17 protein-coding genes are annotated in these 13,579 nt (G+C 49.2%); 10 read left to right on the top strand and 7 right to left on the bottom strand.

Going from position 1 to position 13,579, the window contains the following annotated elements:
* The first annotated feature begins 1 nt into the window (after nt 1).
* From ACUZ8J_RS04715 to ACUZ8J_RS04730, 4 genes are all read left to right on the top strand, one after another.
* Nucleotides 2-1,669, top strand: a complete 1,668-nt coding sequence (locus ACUZ8J_RS04715) for a sensor histidine kinase (protein WP_446693222.1) — start codon at nt 2-4, stop codon at nt 1,667-1,669.
* Nucleotides 1,670-1,901: 232 nt separating this feature from the next.
* Nucleotides 1,902-2,312 (top strand): curli production assembly/transport protein CsgE, encoded by a 411-nt coding sequence (locus ACUZ8J_RS04720; protein WP_088210324.1) that lies wholly within the window; start codon nt 1,902-1,904, stop codon nt 2,310-2,312.
* A 10-nt stretch (nt 2,313-2,322) separates the two neighbouring features.
* Complete coding sequence (locus ACUZ8J_RS04725; protein ID WP_011627049.1) at nt 2,323-2,718, top strand: curli assembly protein CsgF; 396 nt, start codon at nt 2,323-2,325, stop codon at nt 2,716-2,718.
* Nucleotides 2,718-3,524 carry a CsgG/HfaB family protein gene (locus ACUZ8J_RS04730; RefSeq protein WP_126511799.1) on the top strand — a complete coding sequence of 269 codons (807 nt, stop codon included), beginning with the start codon at nt 2,718-2,720 and terminating at the stop codon, nt 3,522-3,524. The genes ACUZ8J_RS04725 and ACUZ8J_RS04730 overlap by 1 nt, the downstream gene beginning before the upstream one ends.
* 58 nt (nt 3,525-3,582) lie before the next feature.
* Here the strand turns inward: ACUZ8J_RS04730 and ACUZ8J_RS04735 are convergent, their stop codons facing one another.
* A complete protein-coding gene (locus ACUZ8J_RS04735) occupies nt 3,583-4,191 on the bottom strand; it encodes a TetR/AcrR family transcriptional regulator (protein ID WP_446693223.1) in 609 nt (202 codons plus the stop codon).
* Between the two features lie 21 nt (nt 4,192-4,212).
* Nucleotides 4,213-5,637 carry a coniferyl aldehyde dehydrogenase gene (locus ACUZ8J_RS04740; protein ID WP_446693224.1) on the bottom strand — a complete coding sequence of 475 codons (1,425 nt, stop codon included), beginning with the start codon at nt 5,635-5,637 and terminating at the stop codon, nt 4,213-4,215.
* Between the two features lie 197 nt (nt 5,638-5,834).
* On the opposite strand from ACUZ8J_RS04740, the gene ACUZ8J_RS04745 reads away from it, so the two are divergent.
* The 3 genes from ACUZ8J_RS04745 (at nt 5,835) to ACUZ8J_RS04755 (ending at nt 7,296) form a co-directional block, all read left to right on the top strand.
* Entirely contained in the window at nt 5,835-6,233 is a 399-nt protein-coding gene (locus ACUZ8J_RS04745) for an STAS/SEC14 domain-containing protein (protein ID WP_089067119.1), read from the top strand.
* A gap of 19 nt (nt 6,234-6,252) precedes the next feature.
* Nucleotides 6,253-6,684: a universal stress protein gene (locus ACUZ8J_RS04750; protein ID WP_011718062.1), complete on the top strand. Its 432-nt coding sequence runs from the start codon at nt 6,253-6,255 to the stop codon at nt 6,682-6,684.
* Between the two features lie 174 nt (nt 6,685-6,858).
* Nucleotides 6,859-7,296: a universal stress protein gene (locus ACUZ8J_RS04755; RefSeq protein WP_446693225.1), complete on the top strand. Its 438-nt coding sequence runs from the start codon at nt 6,859-6,861 to the stop codon at nt 7,294-7,296.
* Nucleotides 7,297-7,299: 3 nt separating this feature from the next.
* Here ACUZ8J_RS04755 and ACUZ8J_RS04760 read toward each other — a convergent pair whose 3' ends face one another.
* Nucleotides 7,300-8,157 carry a substrate-binding periplasmic protein gene (locus ACUZ8J_RS04760; protein ID WP_446693226.1) on the bottom strand — a complete coding sequence of 286 codons (858 nt, stop codon included), beginning with the start codon at nt 8,155-8,157 and terminating at the stop codon, nt 7,300-7,302.
* 123 nt (nt 8,158-8,280) lie between these two features.
* Nucleotides 8,281-8,832 (bottom strand): DUF924 family protein, encoded by a 552-nt coding sequence (locus ACUZ8J_RS04765; protein ID WP_446693227.1) that lies wholly within the window; start codon nt 8,830-8,832, stop codon nt 8,281-8,283.
* Nucleotides 8,833-9,030: 198 nt separating this feature from the next.
* On the opposite strand from ACUZ8J_RS04765, the gene ACUZ8J_RS04770 reads away from it, so the two are divergent.
* The 3 genes from ACUZ8J_RS04770 to ACUZ8J_RS04780 all read left to right on the top strand — a co-directional run bounded on the left by ACUZ8J_RS04770 (nt 9,031) and on the right by ACUZ8J_RS04780 (nt 11,300).
* Nucleotides 9,031-9,366 carry a winged helix-turn-helix domain-containing protein gene (locus tag ACUZ8J_RS04770; RefSeq protein WP_011621673.1) on the top strand — a complete coding sequence of 112 codons (336 nt, stop codon included), beginning with the start codon at nt 9,031-9,033 and terminating at the stop codon, nt 9,364-9,366.
* Nucleotides 9,363-10,862, top strand: coding sequence for an NAD(P)/FAD-dependent oxidoreductase (locus tag ACUZ8J_RS04775; RefSeq protein ID WP_446693228.1), 1,500 nt, complete (start codon nt 9,363-9,365; stop codon nt 10,860-10,862). The genes ACUZ8J_RS04770 and ACUZ8J_RS04775 overlap by 4 nt, the downstream gene beginning before the upstream one ends.
* 72 nt (nt 10,863-10,934) lie before the next feature.
* Nucleotides 10,935-11,300 carry a hypothetical protein gene (locus tag ACUZ8J_RS04780; protein WP_446693229.1) on the top strand — a complete coding sequence of 122 codons (366 nt, stop codon included), beginning with the start codon at nt 10,935-10,937 and terminating at the stop codon, nt 11,298-11,300.
* Here ACUZ8J_RS04780 and ACUZ8J_RS04785 read toward each other — a convergent pair.
* From ACUZ8J_RS04785 to ACUZ8J_RS04795, 3 genes are all read right to left on the bottom strand, one after another.
* Complete coding sequence (locus tag ACUZ8J_RS04785) at nt 11,297-11,638, bottom strand: DUF2956 domain-containing protein (protein ID WP_446693230.1); 342 nt, start codon at nt 11,636-11,638, stop codon at nt 11,297-11,299. The two genes, ACUZ8J_RS04780 and ACUZ8J_RS04785, sit on opposite strands and share 4 nt — an antisense overlap.
* Before the next feature lie 82 nt (nt 11,639-11,720).
* Nucleotides 11,721-12,539 (bottom strand): heme ABC transporter ATP-binding protein, encoded by an 819-nt coding sequence (locus tag ACUZ8J_RS04790; RefSeq protein WP_446693231.1) that lies wholly within the window; start codon nt 12,537-12,539, stop codon nt 11,721-11,723.
* Between the two features lie 11 nt (nt 12,540-12,550).
* Nucleotides 12,551-13,567 (bottom strand): FecCD family ABC transporter permease, encoded by a 1,017-nt coding sequence (locus ACUZ8J_RS04795; RefSeq protein ID WP_109286550.1) that lies wholly within the window; start codon nt 13,565-13,567, stop codon nt 12,551-12,553.
* Between the last annotated feature and the right edge of the window lie 12 nt (nt 13,568-13,579).

The following is a 13,579-nucleotide window of genomic DNA, read 5'->3' on the forward strand; positions in this document are numbered from 1 at the left end:
CGTGCTACTTCGAACAAAATTAATCATTTATTCAACAGTTTGTTGTGCTTTGGGTGTGTTACTCACCCTAGGCGCCATGAGTTATCGCACGTCTGTTTCCACTCTCGTGGAGGATGCTCCCCATACGTTGCCCGATATTACTGTGCCCGAGCTGGATTTGGCGCAGCTCGAAGATGCAGTGGCCGCAATCGAATCGACGATTAAGGATACTGAGCAATTTCAAAAGGCACTCTCATTGCAGGAGCGCTTGAAGACAGAGCAAATCAAACACGAGCTGCAAAAGTTAGAGCAACTAAAGCAAGAGCAAGTGCAGATTAAGCTCTATAAGCTCGATCGTTTGAAGGATGGGCTTTTTAGTCCCGCCCCCCATCCTATTGAGGCGCCACCTATGGTTGCGCCGGTTGAACCTGTGCTCCCCGCCGAATTTAGCCTGTCGGAACATACTCAGTCGATGCCGGCAGTATTTGATATGCTGCTGATCTTGCTGCTGGCCTGTGGTAGCTGCGCGCTTGGGGTTGCTTGGTTTACTCGCCATTTAGCTCGCAGTCTCAATGCCTTAGAGGTTGGTTTACTCAACTTTAACGACAATGACTTCAGCGTGAGCATTCCGGCAAATGGTGAAGGGCAGCTAAAAGCATTGGCGGAGTTATTCAATGATTCGGCGGCTAAGCTGCGCCAAGAACGGCAATATATTTACCAGCGGGAATTGCTGCTGGATAAGGTGATTCAAAGTTCTCCAAATGTGATGCTGCTGTTTAACGACCACCAAAAACTCATGTATGCCAACGATGCGGCGCGGCATCTTTTTCATATCAAAGGCAAGATGGAAGGCTTGAGCCTCGACGAGCTGCTGCAAGACTTATCCGAAGCGCTTGCCTTGGCTCTTAAGCAAGAAAAGAGCGGCCTGTTTACCATGGGTGAGGATGATACTGAGACTTGGTATCTGAGCCGTGGCCAGTTTTTACTGAATAACCAACAGCATAACTTAATCTTGCTCAAGCAGATGACCCGAGAACTCAATCGTCAGGAAGTGGCGGTATGGAAGAAGGTGATCCGCATTATCAGCCATGAGTTGAATAACTCTGTCGCGCCCATCGCCTCCATGGTGAACTCGGGGCGTTTACTCACGAAAGATCTCGATAATCCCAAGCTTAAGCTGATATTCGATACCATAGAGAGTCGAACGAATCACTTGAGCCAGTTTATTTTCAATTATGCGCGCTTTGCTAAACTGCCTTTACCGCAGCGACGTGACGTGCCGTGGCAGCAGCTTATCGAACATTTAACCCAACATTATCCTTTTACCTTAGCCAATGAGTTACCCGCTGAGATGGGCTATTTCGACCAAGGGCAAATGGAGCAGGTTCTGCTGAATTTACTGAAAAATGCCCATGAATCAGGTTCTAATCCCGATGAAGTCACGCTCTCGATTCGCCACCAAACCATGGTGGATGGGACAGGCTTTAGTATCAAAATCGAGGATCGCGGCAGCGGTATGTCCGAAGAGGTGTTAGAACAAGCCCTATTGCCCTTTTACTCGACTAAACAATCGGGCACGGGGTTAGGTCTGCCCCTTTGCCGCGAAATTATCGAAGCCCACGATGGCAGTATTAGCATGCATAATCGCAGCGACGGCGGCCTATCGGTACATTTGTGGCTGCCGCAATAAACCGCGTTTAAGTGTGTATCAAGAGGTTTCACTCCTCAGCCGAATGTATTACCCAAATGGGCTATTTTGCGGTTTTTACCTTAGCTTTTTGGGCTAATTTGCCCCTCCCTCTAATGACGACAGATCGGCTGTCCTGTTACCCTGCGTAAGCGAAAATGTTGACTAAGGGCTTGTCCTTGGTTCGGCTTTGGATATCGCGCAATGGGTGGCTTTCATCAACAGGGAGAGGAAAGTGAGATCGTTAAAAAAGCGGTTGTTCGTCTGCATCTTGTGTCCCTTGCTGTTTGTCAGTTCCCCCAGTGTTTTGGCCGATGATGACATTGAAATCAGTGGATTAGTCATAGACAGAACCTTAACCCGTTTTGGTAAGGATTTTGGCTTTTACTATTCAAGTTATTGGCGCGAATTGCCCTTTACCCAAGGCTTTAACGTGACCCTGTATGAAACCGTGTTTCCGCAGGCGGGCACGGTTTTAACCTTGGAGGTCAACGGTACGCGCATCTATACCACGCACTTTGGTCGCCGCGCCAATCCGATTAAGGAAAGCGCAGAGCAGGCCATATTGCTGACCATTGATTACTTAGCTCAGGTTCGAGCTAATGCCATTACGGGTGATTTTTCAGGAACAACGGACGACTTTTAGGATAATAATAATGACTTACAGGACGTTACTTTCTCTTGCCGTGCTCTGCATGGCATGCACAAGCCAAGCAACCGAATTAATCTATACCCCTGTGAATCCCAGCTTTGGCGGTAATCCGCTCAATGGCTCCTTTCTGCTGAATAAAGCGCAGGCTCAAAACGATAACAAAGCCAGCTCGACCGAGAAGGACTTTGTTACCCGCTTTAAGGAATCCTTAGAACGTAACATCATCAACTCTATCACTCGTGGCGTGGCCGATGGGGAGATCACCGATGGCGTGTACGATACCGGTGATTTTCGTATTGAAGTGGCTTCCACTGGCACAGGGGTGATGCTGACCATCACGAATATCGAAACCGGTGAAGTGACAGTGATTGAAATGCCAACCTTCGGAGGCGGAAACTAATGACTCGTTTCATCTTTATCGCCTTGATGCTGCTAAGTATGTCAGCCTGTAGTTTGATCCCAAAGCCTGACTTAAATATCACGCCTGCACAGGTGAACCCCGTGAGTGAGGTGATGAAGGGATTACAGAGTCAGCCTGGGCCTAAGTTTCCTATCCCTGTGGCCGTGTATTCATTTCGCGACCAAACGGGCCAGTATAAGCCTCAGGCAAACGTGAGTTCCTTCTCCACGGCGGTCACGCAAGGGGCAACTTCTATGTTGATGCAAACCTTGCTCGACTCGAAATGGTTTACCCCCGTCGAGCGTGAGGGCCTGCAAAATTTACTGACCGAGCGCAAAATCAGCAACAAACAAAATGGCACTAAGGGCGATGATATTCCGGTGTTATCGACGGCGAGATTGCTATTAGAAGGTGGCATTATCAGCTACGAGACCAACACCAGCACCGGCGGCACAGGGGTGGAATACTATGGGATCGGCGCCTCGGAAATGTACCGTGAGGATTTAGTCACTATCTATTTGCGCGCGGTCGATGTGCACACGGGTAAAGTGATGATGTCTGTATCTACGAGTAAAAGGGTACTTTCGCAGGAAATGCGTGCAGGCCTGTTCCGCTATACCAGTTTGAATCGTTTGGCCGAGGCGGAAGTCGGTTTTACCACTAACGAACCCGTGCAGTTTTGCGTGCTGCAGGCCATCGAACTCGCGGTCGCCGAGTTGATTGATAAGGGCATTAAGCAAGGTTTTTGGAGTCAGGCTCAGGTGACACAACCCGCAGAAAGACAGCAGGAGTTGAGCCAAGGTTAATTCCCATTGCGATAACAAGCACCGAGCCAGCGACATGTCTGGCTCGGTTTTTTTATGGTTAATCGGACTGTAACGCCTTCCAAAACAGCGCAAAGCTGGCATCGCGGTAATGCTTATCTTTGCCTAATTCTGGATTATCGATAAAAAAGCGCGTGGCGGCCAAGTATTGGCCGTGACAGTTTTCAAGCGTCAAATCAACGGGATAGTGAGCAATCAACCCCATCAGTTGCCCTTGTTTTATCAATTGTGCGATAAAGCCTAGGATGCTGTTCATCGCCTGCTCGCGAATATGCACTGCTATCTGCGGCGACATAGAATACTGTTGGAAAAACAATTGTTTGACTGGATTTTCAATCGACCAATCGATCGCACTCTGCCAAAGCGTTTCGGCATTGTGCTTAAGATCTTGTCCCTCGCCGACCTTTAACAACAAGGCATCGGCAAATTCTTGCTTGATGGTAAGAAACAGGCTTTCCATCAATGCTTCCTTGGTCGGAAAATGATGGAACAGAGTGCCCGTGGCGACGCCCGCCTGCTTGGCTATCGATGCGGTCGAGGTGCCATGAAATCCTTGGTCGACAAATAAGCGTAAGGCGGTTTCCAAAATGGCCTGACGTTTATCTGTCATGGGTTTAGTGTCTGTATCTGTTGGTAATAAGCTCGGCATAACCCCTCCTAAGCGCTCCGATTAGCGTAAAAACAGCTTCACCAACATGCGTTGGATAAAAGTACCATAGGGAGGGTGGACAAATTTACCCGTGTTGAAGCGACCACGGCTGAGCACGGTTTTAGCGTGGCTAAAGGTGAGGAATCCTTCCTTGCCGTGGTAATGGCCCATTCCCGATGGACCTATACCGCCAAAAGGGGCATCATCGGCCGCCACATGGAACACGGTTTCGTTGATGCACACACCGCCGGAATGAGTTTGCTTGAGGATTTTTTGTTGGCTAGCTTCATCAAAGCTCATCACATACAGGGCTAAGGGGCGAGCACGATGGTTCACGTAGCTAATGGCCTCATCTAGGCTGTCATAACCAATCACTGGCAGCAGTGGGCCGAAGATTTCCTCTTGCATCAGTAGCATATCTTCAGTGGTGTCGGTAATGAGCTGAGTCGCGAGTTTACGATGCTGGCTATCAATCACGTCATTCGAGGCGGGGATCACCTTAGCCCCTTTAGCCTTGGCATCCTCAAGCACGCTTAGCAGACGCTCAAACTGGCGTGCGTTAATGATGCTGCCGTAATCTTTGTTTTGGGTAATGGCGCCATACATGGCCTGGAATTTCGTCTGATAGGCTTGGATAAACTCTGCCACTTTCGCCTTAGGACAAAGCACATAGTCAGGTGCTACACAAATTTGTCCTGCATTCAAACACTTACCATAAATCATTCGTTCTACTGCTATCTCAAGTGGCATATCGGGGGCGATAATCACTGGCGACTTACCGCCCAGTTCGAGAGTCACTGGCGTGAGATTATTGGCGGCGGCGCGCATCACATGGCGACCGACTGTGGTTGAACCGGTGAACAGCAGATGATCGAAGGGCAGGGCTGAAAACTGCGCCGCGACATCGGCTTCCCCTTCGACCACGGCAACATGGGATTCTTCAAACACTTCGGCAAGCAATTGCTTAATGACACTATTGGTCGCAGGGGTGAATTCCGAGAGTTTGAGCATGGCATGGTTGCCAGCGGCGATGGCCGTGACTAAGGGGCCAATGGAGAGCATGACGGGGAAGTTCCACGGCACGATTATCCCAATAACCCCAAGTGGTTGATAATGCACTTTCACTTGGGCGGGGGCGAGTAAGATACCCGCATGGCGGCGGCTTGGCTTGAGCCATTTCTTCAGGTTTTTCAGGCTGTAATTGATGTTGTTGACCACGGGCATAATGTCGGAAATCAAGCTGTCGTCGACCGATCTGTGGCCATAGTCCTGTGACAGCGCCTCGACGAGCGGCTGTTGGAATTTCAGCAAGGCGGCTTTAAGGCGGATTAAGCGTTCTTTACGGATAGCGTAATCGGGATTAGGAGCGGCCAAGTAACTTGCACGTTGGCGTTGGAGTAACTCGGTGAGTGGCGAGATTTTTGCTGGGTCTGTTGCCATATTCATAGTGATTCCTCGGATGCAAGTCTTGAGCTGATGACGTGATTTGTGGTGGATAAAAACAAACCGACTGATTAGTCGGTTTATCCTAGCGAACAGCGTGAGCATACGCAAGTGTTCTGGTGCATTTATGAGCAAGATCACGGCCCGTGATGGGCTTAACTTCTACACTTAAAAGGTAGTTTGTTAGACAAGGAGTGGGTATGACTTTGTTAAAGCATGGTATTTCAGTTGGCATTGAGCGTTATGGTGACGATGATTTTTTTGTTGCCTTTAAAGCGATTGGTACCTTAACTCATCATGATTATGAGGTGATGGTGCCCGTGCTCGAAGCCGCGTTAGCTGGGGTAAAAGATCCTGATATTTATGCCTTAGTCGATGTGACTGAGCTCGATGGTTGGGAACTTCAAGCCGCTTGGGACGATCTAAAACTAGGGGTTAAGCATGTTCGCCACTTTGAGCGGATTGCCATAGTCGGTAAAACGACGCTACAGGAGGTGATGGCAAAACTGGCAAACTGGTTTACTCCGGCAGAGGTTAAGTTTTTTGTCGATAAGCTGGATGCTATTACTTGGCTCAAAGATGAGCTTCACGATGACTAGCCATTAAGGAGAACAGATTATGCGTTCAGGTCAAATACTCTGGCCCACCGATTTTTCGGAAACTGCGGCCCATGCGCTACGTTATGCTATTGAAATGGCAAATCTATACCATGTAGGGCTAAAGATTTTACACGTTGTTGAGCAACCTATCGGTGACGAAAACTATATGATCTTAGCGATCACGCCCGAGGAACTCGCTAAGAGTATGGAAGAAGCCGCCGCAACTAAGATGCAGGCTTTACTCGAGGGCCTTAAAACCGAATTACCTATCACGACCTTAATTCGCCGTGGCGATCCCGTCGATCAGATCCTCGAAGAGGCGAACGGTAAGGATGTGGGCATGGTAGTGATTGCCAGCCATGGCAGGACGGGGATCTCGCACTTTTTACACACCAATGTTGCCGAGGCCGTTGCCAATGGCGCAGCTTGCCCCGTACTGGTAGTGAAATAGCGTTTAACTGAGGTACAAGAGGGCGCTAAGGCGCCCTTTGTTTTTGATTGCTAAAGCATAATTAATTTTACGCCCTAGCTGCTTGTGCCGATTTACTGCTATAAAATACAGATTATCAGCAATGCGATTTGCCCCCAATATTGGGCGAAACAACAATCAGCGATGGATAAGATTATGCGTACTCAAGAAGTGTTATGCCCGACGGACTTTTCGGCGACTGCCACCCATGCTCTTAAATATGCGGTTGAAATGGCGAATCTTTATCAGGTGGATATCCGCTTGTTACATGTCGTTAGCCCCGCACGAAGCGCCCATTTTTACGGTGTAGCCGTGGAGACTCCAGCGGCATTGGAGCAAAAGCTGGCGGAATTTGTCGATGAAAAAATGCAGAGCCTACGACAGGATATGCAGCAGGGATTAAAGCCTGGCCTGAATATCAAATGCATTGTTCGCCACGGCGATGCGAGCGAAGAGATCTTAGCCGAAGCTGCAGATGTAGGTATGGTGGTTCTCGCCAGTCACGGTAGTAGCGGCTTGGCTGACTTTTTAAAACCCCATGTGAGCCAGGATGTGGTGAGACTGGCAAAATGCCCTGTATTAGTGGTTAAGTAAAAATTAGAGCGGATCATGCTTTAACACTGTGTGTTCGAGCAGGGTATTTGAGGCCTCTGCATCGTTATCGAGGGACACGAAACGTCGATACTTTTCCTGTAGCGCGTTGATGGTTCCATCCTCGGTGATCTGCTTCAATCCCAGATTAAAGTCATCCCGAATTTGTTCATTTAAGAAGGCAAACTTATATTCCGTTGGCGGAAAAATGCGATTGCAAATAGCCACTTGCTTGATTTCCGCCTCGGTCAGTTTCCCCTCGATAAATGCCTGCTTGAGATAGTATTTAAAAATATTCTTATCCATTACTACCACATCGGCCCTGTGTTTCATCAACATATAGACCTGTTGTATTTGCCTCGCCTGTTCTTGGTAGCCGCTGTTGGCTTTTGCCATCAGGCTAAATTCCTCGCCAAGCAACACAGAGGCCCGTTGGAAGGCGACGACCTTTTTATTGGCGAGGTCTTGGACACTGTTGATAGCGAACTTATGTTCATCGAGGCTGATGGCACAGTTTTGATAGCGGATAGCGACGTCGGAGTAGAATACGTTATCTACCATGCCTTCTTTGATGTTGATAATGCCGTCGAGATTGCCCTTTCGAAGCTCATGAAAGGTACGCGCCAAGGGGAAATAATGGATACTGGCATTATGTCCCTTAACGGCGAGGGCTTTGTAGAGTAATTCAAGCTCTAAGCCACTATCGGTCTCTTGAATCACATAGGGAGGGATTGACACACTGACCCCTATTTTGAGTTCATCGGCTTTGCTTGTAAGGGGATGAAATAGGGCGATTAGCCCCATTAGCGGGTAGCGAATATGGCAAAATTTAGCGTAAGCCGAAGCAAAATTAACCTGTCTCATCACTCATCAATACCTCTTAGTGAGTCACCAACCAGTTTTGGCCGCTCCATGACCTACTGCAATAAGTGTAGTTTGCTAATTTATAGTCTTGTTTAATTTATTTAGCAAAGGCGCAACTAGCCCTTAGAAAGAGGACCCCGGCTGGGTTAAAAAGGCGATTTCATCGGCGGTAGATTCTCTGCCTAATATCTTGTTTCGATGGGGATAACGGCCAAATCTGTCAATGATGGCTTTGTGCCTAAGCTCAAATTCTAAATTGGCGATTGCCGCTTCTCGATTGAATAACTTTTCGGCGACCTGATGAATGACGGCCGACTCGCTATGCATGTAAGGCATAAATAAAAAGGGCACCTGTTTTGGCTTAAGTGCTTGGTCGACCTGCTGGGCGACGGCCTCTTGAGCAAGGACGAGCGCGATAGTATCGGCCTCAAAGGCGGCTGGCGTGTCGCGATAGATATTTCGGGAGAATTGATCCAGCACTATGATTTCGGCTAACCGTCCCTGAGGCGTGACGCGCCAATCGGCAAGCTCGCCCCGTTTCGCTTGTTTAAGCAACTCTTCAAATCGGGACTGGATAAGGGTGTCAAACTCACGGTCTTTTATCCACCAAGATTTAGGTGAGATTTCCTCAAACCAGAAATGCAGCACTTGCTCCGCAGTAATAATGTGGCTCATCGCTTGCTCCCATCGATTGACTCCTTTTAGAAATAACAGCGATGGGGGGACAAACACAAGTCAATGATGCAAAATTGTTCAATATTGGTGGGGTTAACCCTGTAAACTCTGCCTAATAATTTGCGCTGAGGCTATTTCTTATTCACTGAATATCAAGTAGTTTTATTGTCTCTTGGTTAATTTTTGGATCGTTCCTCTATGCCCCTAGAAGTTGCAGCCACTCAATCGATGTCGAAACAGCATAAGGCATTTTTGCGTAAGCTATATTTAGCGCATTTAATGGATGATGAACGACATAACCTTTTATCACTCAATAAGTTAACTGGAATGCCTCGGCGCACGCTGCAGGATTCTATCGCCGCATTTGAAGATATTGGCATTCGAGTCGAGTTTGTGCAGGACGGCAGTCGTAACAATGCGGGTTATTATCGTATCGTTACCTGGGGACCGATCAGCAGCGCCTGGGTTGATACCCATGTCGATGAAATTGCCGCAATTATTGGTGTTAATGCCTCGAGCGAAACCTTGGCGTGAAAGAGCGCGGATTTTGGTTCGACACTGAGCCTAAGTTAATTCGACGAGCCGTTTTACCGCCCTTAGAGCAGGATATAAGCGCCGATGTTGCCATTATCGGTGCGGGGTATTCCGGGCTTTGGACGGCCTATTATCTAAAACAATACCAGCCAAATCTGTCAGTGGTTATCCTTGAGGCCGAATGCATAGGCCAAGGTGCATCCGGTCGAAATGGCGGTTGGTTGATGGGCAGTTTCAGTGGTGATGTGGCCTATCTCAATCAGCTCGAGGGCGAGCAGCGACTTAGCGCTAAAGCCATTATTCAAGCAACTATTTCTGAAGTGGTAAGAGTTTGCGCCAAGCATCATATCGACTGTGATTTACACCACGGCGGTAACTTGCGGGTGGCGGCGCGTTATCCAGAACAATTAGCCAATATTAAAGCCGAATTAGCGCAGTGGCGCGCAGAAGGTTTTGGTGAAGAAGATATTCGTTGGCTGGATAAGGCCGAACTCAATAAGCAAGTGTCTATGGCCGAGGGCCAAGCGGCACTTTTTACTCCCCATTGCGCGCGAATACACCCGGCGAAACTCGTCTGTGGTTTGGCTGATTTGGTGCAACGCTTAGGGGTGAAGATCTACGAGCACACCCCAGTAAATCACATGGCGCATCTTGGTGATGCACAAACCCTATTGCAAACACCAAAAGGACGAGTTCGTGCGACGATTGTGGTGCCTGCAGTGGAAGGTTATCTGCGTCAGCTTAGTGGACTTGGGCGATTTACCTTACCTGTGCAGAGTCTACTTATCGCCACCGAGCCGTTAACGGATGCCACATGGGATGCAATTGGCTTAGCCAATCGCGCGACCTTTAGTGATGCCAGCCGCATAGTGACTTATGGCCAGCGTAGCCCTGATAATCGGCTGATATTTGGTGCCCGTGGCGGTTATGGCTTTGGCGCGAAAATACGCACAGAATTTGGTTTTGACCCTAAGCTGTTTAATGGGAAATTTCTTGTAAATCAAAGCCTACCTCAGCGTGCTTTCGAGGGCGAATTTGGCTTTCGTTATCAATTATTATTGGCGTTATTTCCTCAACTTAAGGGCGTACAAATTACCCATGGTTGGGGCGGAACGTTAGCCTTGGCGAGGCGTTTTGCTCCCCATGCCATTTTTGATAAGAGCTTGGGTTTAGGTCTGATTGGCGGCTATGGTGGGGAAGGTGTCGGGGCGGCAAACCTATTTGCCCGTACGCTGGTGGACTTAATATTAGGGCGTGATACACAGCTTGCATCTATGCCTTGGGCGTTTAATGCTCCAGTTCAACAGGTATTAGCACCCTGGGAGCGCGAGCCTTTACCTTGGCTCGCATACCATGGCATGAATAAGATTTTTGCGTGGGAAGATAGGCTCTACAGTCAGCCAAAGAGTGCGGCTTGGCAAAAAGGTTTAGCTAAGCGGCTCGCGAATCGACTAGAAGGCTTAATGAGTTTATCTATTTATAAACCAGAGAGTTAATCAGCCCATTACCGATTCATCTTTTTAATAAACGATTTATTCATACATGATAAGTACTTTGATGATCCGATTATGTTAACCGAACAGTTTTTTCTACAGGGCCGCTTTAAGCTGGAGACCATTCCCCATGAAATGCGCATGTCCCATTGGGTATATGCGCCGAGATTAACCGACACGCAAAGCGGGCAAGTGCTGCTCGACCTTGTCGGTCAATGCTGGGATTGTCAGTCTGCCATTGAGCGGGATAATACGCTTTGTCTAACACTTGATGGCTACCCCGACAGAGCCAACTGGCTCGAGTTGGCCTTTTTCCCCGAGACGGAGCGAGTCCTGCTAAAGGCTGGCAATATCAATGCTAAGGCGCTAATGGCACAAGCGTTTCATCCGCATGAGCTGACTAGCTACCTTGATAGGTTACGCGTGCATCTCCTCAGTTAAAGGAAGATATAAGCCCCAAAGCCCAGCCAACTGAGGAGTAACACGGCGATGGCTGCCCAAGCAACGGGAGTAAATTGAGTCTGCGGCAGCGAAAAATCTTCGCCGTCATCCATCTCGTCGGCCGCGCTCGCTTGTTGGTTTCTGGCCCTTAGCTGTTGTTTTCTCAGTTTATCGCGCTCACGGGCCTTGGCTTTTTGGCGTTTTTTGTATTCGGCAATGCCTTTTTCAATCCCCTGCGCGATAAGCTTGGTCTGTTCCTTCGTTTGCCCCGGTTTTTGCGTGGCTTTGGCAATGCTTAAGGCGTCTTGCTGTGTCTCTGTGGAAATCGTGGTTTTCATCTGCTCAATGTACTGGCGATATCGATTGGCCCGATTATACCCTTAACCTTAAGTGAAAAAGCTTAGCGAGTTCGACTTCGGATTAAAAAATCAATGGATAACCGCCCTGTGGTGCAGGAATAAACTCAGGTTCATAATCCCATACTTGCCGAATTATCTCGGCCGATAAAGCTTCCTTTGCCGAGCCTTCACTGACGATTTCCCCCTGCTTGAGGACAATAACTCTGTCGCTGTAACGGGCGGCCTGATTGAGATCGTGTAGTACCACAATCACAGTGTAGGCGTGCTTGTGGGCGAGATTTTTTGCCAGCGCTAATACCTTGTGTTGCTGCGCCAGATCCAGTGCCGAGGTAGGTTCATCGAGCAGTAAAATCGGCGGGAAAGGAGATTGGCTCAACTGAGTTAATACCCGCGCCAGTTGCACCCTTTGTTTTTCGCCGCCCGAAAGGGTGGGGTAACTACGCTGTGCCAAGTGCAATATCTCCACCTCAGTGAGCCATTTTGTCACGAGATTCTGTCCCGCCTGTTGGCTCAGCGTGAGGGGATACAAGCCCATGGCGACCACTTCATTCACCTTAAAGGGAAAAGTTAAACTCGCGTGCTGCGGTAACACTGCGAGCGATTTTGCCAGTTCAGCCCTTGGCCAATCGACGAGCGGGCAGTGGCCAAGCCGGATGCTGCCGCGCGCGGCGGGGATCTCTTGGCACAGTGCCTTTAACAGTGTGGACTTACCCGCGCCATTCGGCCCTAACAGAGCGGTGACACTGCCCGGTTGAAATTGCACACTAATGTCCTTCAACACCGCCTTATCGCCGATAGCATAGCTGAGTCTATCCACGGTTAGTTGAGTACGTTCAAAATGTTGTTTAGCGACGGGCGCAGCCGATAAGCTCATAGCCATGGAGTTCTCGCTTAGATTAATTTGCTGCGTTGTTGCAGGAGTAAAAAGATAAAGAATGGGGCGCCAATGAGCGCTGTCACTAAGCCTACGGGGAGTTCCGCTGGGGGTAAAAAGGCACGCGCGCCGATATCGGCAAGTGCCAACAAGGCGGCACCTAAAAGTGCGCTCATGGGGAGGAGGCGTTGATGATCTGGCCCCAGCAACATACGCACTAAATGGGGTACCACTAAGCCAATAAAACCGATAATGCCCGTTGCCGCAACACTGACGCCGACCCCTAAGGCGCAGAGCAGGATGAGTCTCAGCTTGAGTGAATCAACATCAATGCCTAAATGCCTAGCCTCGGCCTCACCGAGTAGCAGGGCATTAAGCGCCTTAGCATCACGATTAAATTGCCAACTCAGCAGTGCCAATACCACTAAACACAAGCCCACATATTGCCATTGTGCGCCGGCAATACTGCCCATCTGCCATAGGGTTAAGTCCCTGAGCGCCATATCATTGGCTAAATAGGTGAGCACGCCAATCCCTGCTCCGGCGAGTGCGGCAACGGCGACGCCTGATAAGAGCAATAACACGACCGATGTGCCTAAAGCGCTGCTGGCAAGACGATAGACGATAAGAGTAGTGATTAAACCAGAGGCAAAAGCACTGACAGAAATCATGACAGATTCGGCGTGGGGGAATAGCACTATGCAGATAGCCGCACCTAATGCCGCGCCGGATGACACGCCAATAATCCCAGGATCCGCCAGAGGGTTACGAAACAATCCCTGCATCACAGCACCGCATTGGGCCAACATAGCCCCAACGGCAAGGGCTAATAAGGTGCGAGGTAAGCGGACATTGCTAACAACCAGTTGCTCGTGGGGCGCGAGATTGCCAATGTTTTGCTCCGTGGCCCAATTAAACACCGCGCTGAGGGAGTCGATAAGGCTGATATTCACCGGCCCAACACTGACGGAAAGAAGGCTGCTGAGGAGTAGCAGCGTTGCCATGGTGGGCCATAGCCAGCGATGTTGTAACATACTCATCAGCCC

It is taken from the genome of Shewanella sp. Koi 1 (assembly GCF_052907445.1).

What these genes read in the sequence shown, in the direction of transcription:
- ACUZ8J_RS04725 (WP_011627049.1), top strand. Translation starts at nt 2,323, where the DNA reads ATGACTTACAGGACGTTACTTTCTCTTGCCGTGCTCTGCATGGCATGC.
- ACUZ8J_RS04730 (WP_126511799.1), top strand. Translation starts at nt 2,718, where the DNA reads ATGACTCGTTTCATCTTTATCGCCTTGATGCTGCTAAGTATGTCAGCC.
- ACUZ8J_RS04735 (WP_446693223.1), bottom strand. Translation starts at nt 4,191, where the DNA reads ATGCCGAGCTTATTACCAACAGATACAGACACTAAACCCATGACAGAT.
- ACUZ8J_RS04740 (WP_446693224.1), bottom strand. Translation starts at nt 5,637, where the DNA reads ATGAATATGGCAACAGACCCAGCAAAAATCTCGCCACTCACCGAGTTA.
- ACUZ8J_RS04745 (WP_089067119.1), top strand. Translation starts at nt 5,835, where the DNA reads ATGACTTTGTTAAAGCATGGTATTTCAGTTGGCATTGAGCGTTATGGT.
- ACUZ8J_RS04750 (WP_011718062.1), top strand. Translation starts at nt 6,253, where the DNA reads ATGCGTTCAGGTCAAATACTCTGGCCCACCGATTTTTCGGAAACTGCG.
- ACUZ8J_RS04755 (WP_446693225.1), top strand. Translation starts at nt 6,859, where the DNA reads ATGCGTACTCAAGAAGTGTTATGCCCGACGGACTTTTCGGCGACTGCC.
- ACUZ8J_RS04760 (WP_446693226.1), bottom strand. Translation starts at nt 8,157, where the DNA reads ATGAGACAGGTTAATTTTGCTTCGGCTTACGCTAAATTTTGCCATATT.
- ACUZ8J_RS04765 (WP_446693227.1), bottom strand. Translation starts at nt 8,832, where the DNA reads ATGAGCCACATTATTACTGCGGAGCAAGTGCTGCATTTCTGGTTTGAG.
- ACUZ8J_RS04770 (WP_011621673.1), top strand. Translation starts at nt 9,031, where the DNA reads ATGCCCCTAGAAGTTGCAGCCACTCAATCGATGTCGAAACAGCATAAG.
- ACUZ8J_RS04780 (WP_446693229.1), top strand. Translation starts at nt 10,935, where the DNA reads ATGTTAACCGAACAGTTTTTTCTACAGGGCCGCTTTAAGCTGGAGACC.
- ACUZ8J_RS04785 (WP_446693230.1), bottom strand. Translation starts at nt 11,638, where the DNA reads ATGAAAACCACGATTTCCACAGAGACACAGCAAGACGCCTTAAGCATT.
- ACUZ8J_RS04790 (WP_446693231.1), bottom strand. Translation starts at nt 12,539, where the DNA reads ATGGCTATGAGCTTATCGGCTGCGCCCGTCGCTAAACAACATTTTGAA.
- ACUZ8J_RS04795 (WP_109286550.1), bottom strand. Translation starts at nt 13,567, where the DNA reads ATGTTACAACATCGCTGGCTATGGCCCACCATGGCAACGCTGCTACTC.